This is a genomic window from Butyrivibrio sp. XPD2002 (genome assembly GCF_000423945.1).
Lineage (GTDB): Bacteria > Bacillota > Clostridia > Lachnospirales > Lachnospiraceae > Butyrivibrio.
Window position 1 is genome coordinate 24905 of the sequence record NZ_AUIY01000034.1, and the last position, 8217, is coordinate 33121.

Sequence of the window (8217 nt, forward strand, 5' to 3'; positions counted from 1 at the left end):
AATGGCGTCAAAAATAATGTTTCTTGGCTTGGGAGTCGTGCCACAATCACTTATGGACTTACTTTTGAAGGATAAAATGTTTTCCATAGATGACATGATAGTGGTTGATGAAAGCAAGAACGCATTGGACTTCTTTAGATCACGAGGTGGTAAAGAAGAAAATCTTTTGCAGATAACTGTTGGCGAAGCTAATTACCTTAAAGTATTTGACTATTTAGGCTCAGGTGATTTTCTGATCAACCTTTTAAACGGTCTTGATGCTGTAGTCATGACCGGTGAATGTGTAAAAAGAGGGATTCACTTCATGTGCGCTGCAGATGGCTGGTTTCCCGGCCCTGATCCTGTTGAACTCGCATACGAGGATCACTTCCAGGAAATAAGAGAAATATCCAAAGCAAATCCTAATGGCGCTACAACAATCGAAAATTTTGGTGTCAATTCCGGAATGATAAACATCTTAACCAAGAAAGCACTGATAGATATCGTTGAAGAGGATGATACTCCTTTTGTTAAAGAAAACCGTGAATATCTAAGGGAACTTGTAAAGAAAAACGAATTTGGCATGTTGGCTAAGGAGTTACAGGTCAAATATTTTGTAGAATCAGACCTTGATACAACACAGACGAACATTACCGATATCAAGCCCGGTACTGTTTACTCCACGTGGAATCCATTTGATTTCTATGGCGAAATGAATGACAGAGCCACAGTAATAGTTGGTACCGGCACAAAATTGTCAGAAATGCTTGCAAGAATAGGTTCCAATGTAGATGAGATACATAGCTTTGATCCTGACGCAAGAATACTGGATTTAAACAGACCGGGAAAACGTACCCTTGTAAAAGCGGTAGTCGAAGATCAGATCATAGAAGGCTGCCTGGACGATCACGAAGAAATGCATTCCATGAGAGATTACTTCTCCGTTTGGAATGAAAAGGGCGACCTTGAATACGCTCCTTCTTTAATGTTTGTATATCAGCCTTGTGAGTTAGCATACAAAACCGTGTTTATAGATAAGGATGAAGCATACTATGTAATAAGTAAGGATGAAATGGTTGCAGGTGGCGAATACATAGGAATGCTGATCGAAGGTGACAACTTCCATCCGCGATATATTGGAACAAAGCTGCTTCTTGAGGATGAATGTTTTGGTACACCAACTGCTGCTCTCGTGGGAATCTCAATATATGCAGCTATAAAGTACATTATCAAGCATCCGAATGAAGGAGTCGTATATCCTGAGGAGCTTGAGGCAGACGAAATGATCTCCTATATTAAACCATATATGCCGGTAGTATCTATACAAGACTGTTCATCAATATTATCCAAAATGTGACTATAAACAATCTCCACATGTACTTCAACACATACTAAAAAATCGGGCATTACCCATAAGGGTAATGTCCGATTTTCTGATTTGCCGAGTACTTTAGTTTTCAGTAGAAAACAAAAATTATTTATTTGCGATAGCTGCCTGTGCTGCTGCAAGTCTAGCAACAGGTACACGGAAAGGTGAGCATGAAACATAGTCAAGACCAATCTTGTGGCAGAACTCAACTGATGAAGGATCTCCACCGTGCTCTCCGCAGATACCAACGTGAAGGTTAGGATTAACGGGCTTACCAAGCTTAAGTGACATATCCATAAGCTTACCAACACCTGTCTGATCAAGCTTAGCGAAAGGATCGTTCTCGAAGATCTTCTCATCATAGTAAGCGTTAAGGAACTTACCAGCGTCATCACGAGAGAATCCGAATGTCATCTGTGTAAGGTCGTTTGTACCGAAGCAGAAGAAATCAGCTTCCTTAGCGATCTCGTCAGCTGTAAGAGCAGCTCTCGGGATCTCGATCATTGTACCAACCTCATACTCAAGCTTAGCACCAGCTGCAGCGATCTCAGCGTCTGCTGTCTCACATACAACCTTCTTAACGAACTTAAGCTCTTTAACTTCACATACAAGAGGAATCATGATCTCAGGCTTAACGTTCCAATCAGCATGCTCCTTCTGAACCTCAAGAGCAGCACGGATAACAGCCTTAGTCTGCATCTTAGCAATTTCAGGATATGTAACTGCAAGACGGCATCCTCTGTGACCCATCATAGGGTTGAACTCGTGAAGAGAAGCGATGATAGCCTTGATATCCTCTACGCTCTTGCCCTGTGCATCAGCAAGCTTCTTGATCTCGTCCTCAGTTGTAGGAACGAACTCATGAAGCGGCGGATCAAGGAATCTGATTGTTACAGGACATCCCTCAAGTGCCTCATAGAGAGCCTTGAAGTCGTTCTGCTGATAAGGAAGGATCTTCTCAAGAGCAGCTTCTCTCTCTTCTACTGTATCAGAGCAGATCATCTCACGGAATGCAGCAATTCTGTCTTCCTCGAAGAACATGTGCTCTGTACGGCAAAGACCGATACCCTCAGCACCAAGCTCGCGAGCCTTCTTAGCATCAGCGGGTGTATCAGCGTTTGTACGAACCTTAAGCTTTCTGAACTGATCAGCCCAATCCATGATACGGCCGAACTCACCAGCGATCTGAGCATCTACAGTAGCGATAACGCCGTCATAGATGTTACCTGTTGTACCATCGATAGAGATGAAGTCTCCCTCGTGGAACTCTTTACCAGCAAGTGTGAACTTCTTGTTCTCCTCGTCCATGTTGATGTCGCCACATCCAGAAACGCAGCACTCACCCATACCACGAGCAACAACAGCAGCGTGTGATGTCATACCACCACGAACTGTAAGGATACCCTGAGCAGCCTTCATACCTGTGATATCTTCAGGAGATGTCTCAAGACGAACAAGGATAACCTTCTCGCCTCTCTCAGCCCATGCTACAGCATCATCAGCTGTGAATACGATCTTACCGCAAGCAGCACCGGGTGATGCACCAAGACCCTTACCCATAGGAGTAGCAGCCTTAAGAGCAGCAGCGTCGAACTGAGGGTGAAGAAGTGTATCAAGGTTACGAGGATCGATCATTGCTACAGCTTCTTCAGGAGTCTTGTGTCCCTCATCAACAAGGTCACAAGCAATCTTAAGAGCAGCAGGAGCTGTTCTCTTACCGTTACGGCACTGAAGCATGTAAAGCTTCTTGTTCTCAACTGTGAACTCCATATCCTGCATATCGTGATAGTGGTTCTCAAGAGTATCACAAACCTTGATGAACTCAGCGTATGCTTCAGGGAATTCCTTCTCCATCTGAGCGATCGGCATAGGTGTACGAACACCAGCAACTACGTCCTCACCCTGAGCGTTGATAAGGAACTCACCCATAAGTTTATTCTCACCTGTTGCAGGGTCACGTGTGAATGCAACACCTGTACCAGACTCATTATTAAGGTTACCGAATACCATAGGCATTACGTTAACAGCTGTTCCCCAAGAATAAGGGATATCGTTGTCACGACGGTAAACGTTAGCACGAGGGTTATCCCATGAACGGAATACAGCCTCGATAGCAAGCTTAAGCTGCTCTACAGGATCTGAAGGGAAATCAGAACCAAGCTGATTCTTGTACTCAGCCTTGAACTGCTCTGCAAGCTCCTTAAGATCTGCTGCTGTAAGGTCTACGTCAAACTTAACACCCTTCTGCTCTTTCATCTTGTCGATGAGCTGCTCGAAGTACTTCTTACCTACTTCCATAACAACGTCAGAGAACATCTGGATGAAACGACGATATGAATCATATACGAAACGCTCGAATGCAGGATCAGGATTGCCCTTGATCATTGCATTTACAACCTCGTCATTAAGACCAAGGTTAAGAATTGTATCCATCATACCAGGCATGGATGCACGAGCACCTGAACGAACTGATACAAGAAGAGGATTCTGAAGATCGCCGAACTTCTTGCCGTTGATCTCTTCCATCTTCTTAACACCTTCCATAGCCTGAGCCATGATCTCGTCGTTGATCTTACGACCGTCTTCATAGTACTGTGTACAAGCTTCTGTTGAAATTGTGAAGCCCTGAGGTACAGGAAGACCGATTGATGTCATCTCAGCAAGGTTAGCACCTTTACCGCCGAGAAGGTTTCTCATGGTCATGTCGCCTTCGCTGAACATGTAAACGTATTTTTTCGCCATTTCACTACCTTTCTTACCGATTATTCGATTCGGTAAAACCCTTTCCATTTATGTTACTATTTTTATAATTAACTATGACGAAACATAGCAATTATCATTCACTATGAAGGAATAAATCCCTCAAAAATAAAGATATCAAAGAACTCGCGATTCAGATCAAGTTCATCCTGGCTCCTGATTGTCCAGGCTGCTGCGGTATTTTTATACAAACCGTGGCAAAGCTTCCTTGACAGGTTGTGCCGGTAAATATGGTTATAAGCCACAAAATCCGGTCTTGTAAGGAAATTAAAAATCAAAAAAGCAAGTGCATAATACAGAGGTGTATGCCATAACTTCTCAGGTTCTCTGAAAAACTCCTCCGAAAGCTGGCCTCTGAATACTTCCTTATGGTGCTTCTTAAACCAATAAAGACCAAGCGGATTAAAGGACTCTATACAATAAACTCCGTCATAGCTGCGAAGAAGCTCATCCACTACTGGACAGACCGAGGTATCAAAAAGTTCAATCTTAAGCTCTATGATAAGTGGAATCTTACCGTCCACCATTTTAAGAAAATCCTCAAACTTAGGAATTCTCTCATTCGAACCAAGTAAGTGAAACTTCTGAAGCTCCTCATAAGTGTAATCAATTACCTTACCTGCAACTCTGAAGGATCCGTCCTCATTCCTGACTGCGTTATCAGGAATCTGGTCCTCTTCATATCTGGCAACCCTTGCCAATGTAAAATCATGGAAAATAACGGGAACCCCATCCCTTGTCAGCTGTACATCCAGCTCTATTCCATACCCAGCATCGACAGCCTTCCTAAATGCAGCCATCGAATTCTCAGGTGCCTCAGAATTATTGTCGTGTAGTCCTCTGTGCGCATAAAGATTCTGAACAAGAAGTTTGTCGGCAGACGGTCTTCCAATCATGCGAGGCATGATAGCCAAGAGATAAAGAATAACCAAAATTAAAACAACAATCAGAAAAACCTTCAATCTTATTACCTGACTTCCTGCGTACTTTATTTAAAACGCCTTTGATATTTTAATATCTAACACTCAATTTGACAAGTATAAAAAGATTAAATGTCAAGACTTTTTTACCAAAAATTACAAAAAAACGTCTATTTTCTGCATATTGCTTTTTTTAAAGCTATCAAATATAATACCATGTTGGTTACATAATTATAGAAGAAACACAATTCGGAGGAATCCAAAGCATGATAAGTGCAAACAATGTCACACTTAGAGTCGGTAAAAAGGCTCTGTTTGAAGAAGTAAACATAAAGTTCACCGAAGGTAACTGCTACGGTATCATCGGAGCCAACGGTGCAGGAAAATCAACTTTCCTTAAGATATTATCAGGAAAACTTGAGACAACAAACGGTGACGTGGTAATCACTCCCGGCCAGCGTCTTTCATTCCTTGAACAGGATCATTTCAAATATGATGAATTCCCTGTTCTTGATACAGTTATTATGGGTAATGCCCGTCTCTATGAAATCATGAAGGAAAAGGATGCCATCTATGCAAAAGAAGACTTTTCCGATGAAGACGGCATTAAGGCCAGTGAGCTTGAGGCTGAGTTTACAGAGATGAACGGATGGGAAGCTGAATCAGATGCAGAAAGTCTTCTTAACGGACTTGGTATTGAAACTGAACATCACTACAAGATGATGAAGGAGCTTGACGGTAATCAGAAGGTCAAGGTGCTTCTTGCAAGAGCTCTTTTCGGTAACCCTGATATCCTGCTTCTGGACGAGCCTACCAACCACTTGGATATGGATGCTATCGCCTGGCTTGAGGAATTTCTCATTAACTTTGAAAATACAGTTATTGTCGTATCTCATGACCGTTACTTCCTTAATAAGGTATGTACTCATATTGCTGATATTGATTATGGCAAAATCCAGCTCTATGCAGGTAACTACGATTTCTGGTACGAGTCATCTCAGCTGATGATCCGTCAGATGAAGGAAGCTAACAAGAAAAAAGAAGAACAGATCAAGGAACTTAAAGAATTCATTGCCAGATTCTCTGCTAACGCAAGTAAGAGTAAGCAGGCTACTTCCCGTAAGAAAGCTCTTGAGAAAATCGAGCTTGATACCATCAAGCCCTCTTCAAGAAAATATCCTTACATTGATTTCAGACCTGACAGAGAGATTGGTAATGAGGTTCTTACAGTAGATGGCATCAGCAAGACTATCAACGGTGAGAAGGTTCTTGATAACATCTCCTTCGTTGTTCAGCATGATGACAAGATTGCATTCGTTGGTGGTAATGAGCTTGCAAAGACTACTCTCTTCCAGATCCTTACAGGAGAGCTTGAGCCCGATGAGGGTACATACAAGTGGGGTGTAACAACTTCACAGGCTTATTTCCCCAAGGATAATACAGCAGAATTCGATAATGATTACACTATCACCGAGTGGCTCACCGGTTACTCCGAGATCAAGGACGTTACTTATGTCCGCGGCTTCCTTGGCCGTATGCTCTTCGCAGGTGAAGACGGTGTTAAGAAGGTAAAGGTTCTCTCCGGTGGTGAGAAGGTTAGATGTATGCTCAGTAAGATGATGATAAGCGGTGCTAACTGCCTTATCTTCGATGAGCCCACCAACCACCTTGACATGGAATCAATCACAGCACTTAACCAGGGTATGATCAAGTTCCCCGGTGTTGAGCTTTTTGCCTGCCGTGACCACCAGGTTGTTCAGACTACAGCAAACAGAATAATGGAAATCCTGCCTGACGGCTCACTTATCGACAAGCGCTCTACTTACGATGAGTACCTTGAGAGTGATGCAATGGCAAGAAAACGTACAGTTTACAGCACTAACGAAGATGAAGATAATGATGACTGATATCATCAATTATCATATATAACATGTTTATTGCGCGATGCGCCGAAGGGAGGAAGTATGCAGGAATTTAGTCCGGTAAAAGAAGGAAAGGTCCGCGAGATTTATGATGTAGGTGATGCTCTTATCATGGTAGCTACCGACAGAATCTCCGCCTTTGATGTAATTCTCAAAAACAAGGTCGAGAAAAAAGGTACTGTTCTCACCCAGATGTCAAAGTTTTGGTTTGACTACACTAAGGATATCGTTAGTAACCACATGATCAGCACAGATACAGCTGACATGCCCGAGTTTTTCAGAAAACCGGAGTTTACCGGCAACAGCATGCTTTGCAAGAAGCTGACAATGCTTCCCATCGAGTGCATCGTTCGTGGATACATCACAGGCAGCGGCTGGAACAGCTACAAGGAAAATGGAACTGTATGCGGTATCAAGCTTCCTGAAGGTCTTAAGGAGTGCGATAAGCTCCCTGAGCCTATTTACACACCTTCCACCAAGGCTGAGATCGGTGATCATGATGAAAACATTGATTTCGAGCGTTCTGTAGAGGTACTCGAGAGAGACTTCCCCGGACACGGTCAGGAATATGCAGAAAAGCTCCGTGATTGCACTATCGCTCTTTATAAAAAGTGCGCAGACTACGCTCTTACAAGAGGCATCATCATCGCTGATACAAAGTTTGAGTTTGGTCTTAATGAAGAAGGTGAAGTTGTTCTTGCAGACGAGATGCTCACTCCCGACAGCAGCCGTTTCTGGCCCGTTGAAGGATACGAGCCCGGAAAGTCACAGCCCTCTTTCGATAAGCAGTTCGTAAGAGACTGGCTCAAGGCTAACCCGGAAAGTGATTACAATCTTCCTCAGGACGTAATCGATAAGACAATTGCCAAGTATGAAGAAGCTTATGAACTTCTGACAGGCAAGAAATTATAAATATAAGGGGCTGTCGCATTAGATGATTAAATCATCTAGGCGATGGCCTTTTTTCAGGCCTAAAAATCGGTACTTATATCTGCTTTCTGCTCATATCTCATATTTTTAGAGTAACTTAATAGTCCGAAGATATCTTCGGATCAGATACAGGAGTTTGATTTTTAAGGATCAAAAATTATGCCGTTTTCTTTAGCTCAAAAAGATGAGTTCCTGTTCGGCCGGCCATGATCTTGTGATGCAGTTTATTGATATCGAATCCGATTGCAAGCAACACGCTTTGTGCAAGAACATTCTTCGTCCCCTTATACAAATATCTTCTGAAGTTCATGTCTTCTTTTACATTTGCAAATGAACC

General features: G+C 42.8%; 6 protein-coding genes. 3 read left to right on the forward strand and 3 right to left on the reverse strand.

Annotation, left to right across the window (positions count from 1 at the left end; genetic code table 11):
* Window position 1 precedes the first annotated feature (1 nt).
* The gene (locus G587_RS0115085) at window positions 2–1336 is read left to right on the forward strand and encodes a saccharopine dehydrogenase NADP-binding domain-containing protein (protein WP_026492943.1); all 1335 of its coding nucleotides are present in this window, start codon (window positions 2–4) and stop codon (window positions 1334–1336) included.
* 117 nt (window positions 1337–1453) lie between these two features.
* Here G587_RS0115085 and ppdK read toward each other — a convergent pair whose 3' ends face one another.
* Both ppdK and G587_RS0115095 read right to left on the reverse strand, forming a co-directional pair.
* Window positions 1454–4090, reverse strand: coding sequence for a pyruvate, phosphate dikinase (gene ppdK, locus G587_RS0115090; protein WP_026492944.1), 2637 nt, complete (start codon window positions 4088–4090; stop codon window positions 1454–1456).
* 101 nt (window positions 4091–4191) lie between these two features.
* Entirely contained in the window at window positions 4192–5004 is an 813-nt protein-coding gene (locus tag G587_RS0115095; RefSeq protein WP_242830096.1) for a glycerophosphodiester phosphodiesterase family protein, read from the reverse strand.
* A 290-nt stretch (window positions 5005–5294) separates the two neighbouring features.
* Here G587_RS0115095 and G587_RS0115100 point away from each other — a divergent pair, with 290 nt between their 5' ends.
* Together G587_RS0115100 and G587_RS0115105 are read left to right on the forward strand one after the other, a co-directional pair.
* A complete protein-coding gene (locus tag G587_RS0115100; RefSeq protein WP_026492946.1) occupies window positions 5295–6935 on the forward strand; it encodes an ABC-F family ATP-binding cassette domain-containing protein in 1641 nt (546 codons plus the stop codon).
* Between the two features lie 57 nt (window positions 6936–6992).
* Entirely contained in the window at window positions 6993–7862 is an 870-nt protein-coding gene (locus G587_RS0115105) for a phosphoribosylaminoimidazolesuccinocarboxamide synthase (protein WP_026492947.1), read from the forward strand.
* Window positions 7863–8037: 175 nt separating this feature from the next.
* Here the strand turns inward: G587_RS0115105 and G587_RS25930 are convergent.
* Window positions 8038–8217: transposase (locus G587_RS25930; RefSeq protein ID WP_026491028.1), on the reverse strand; the 180-nt coding region annotated here is incomplete at its 5' end.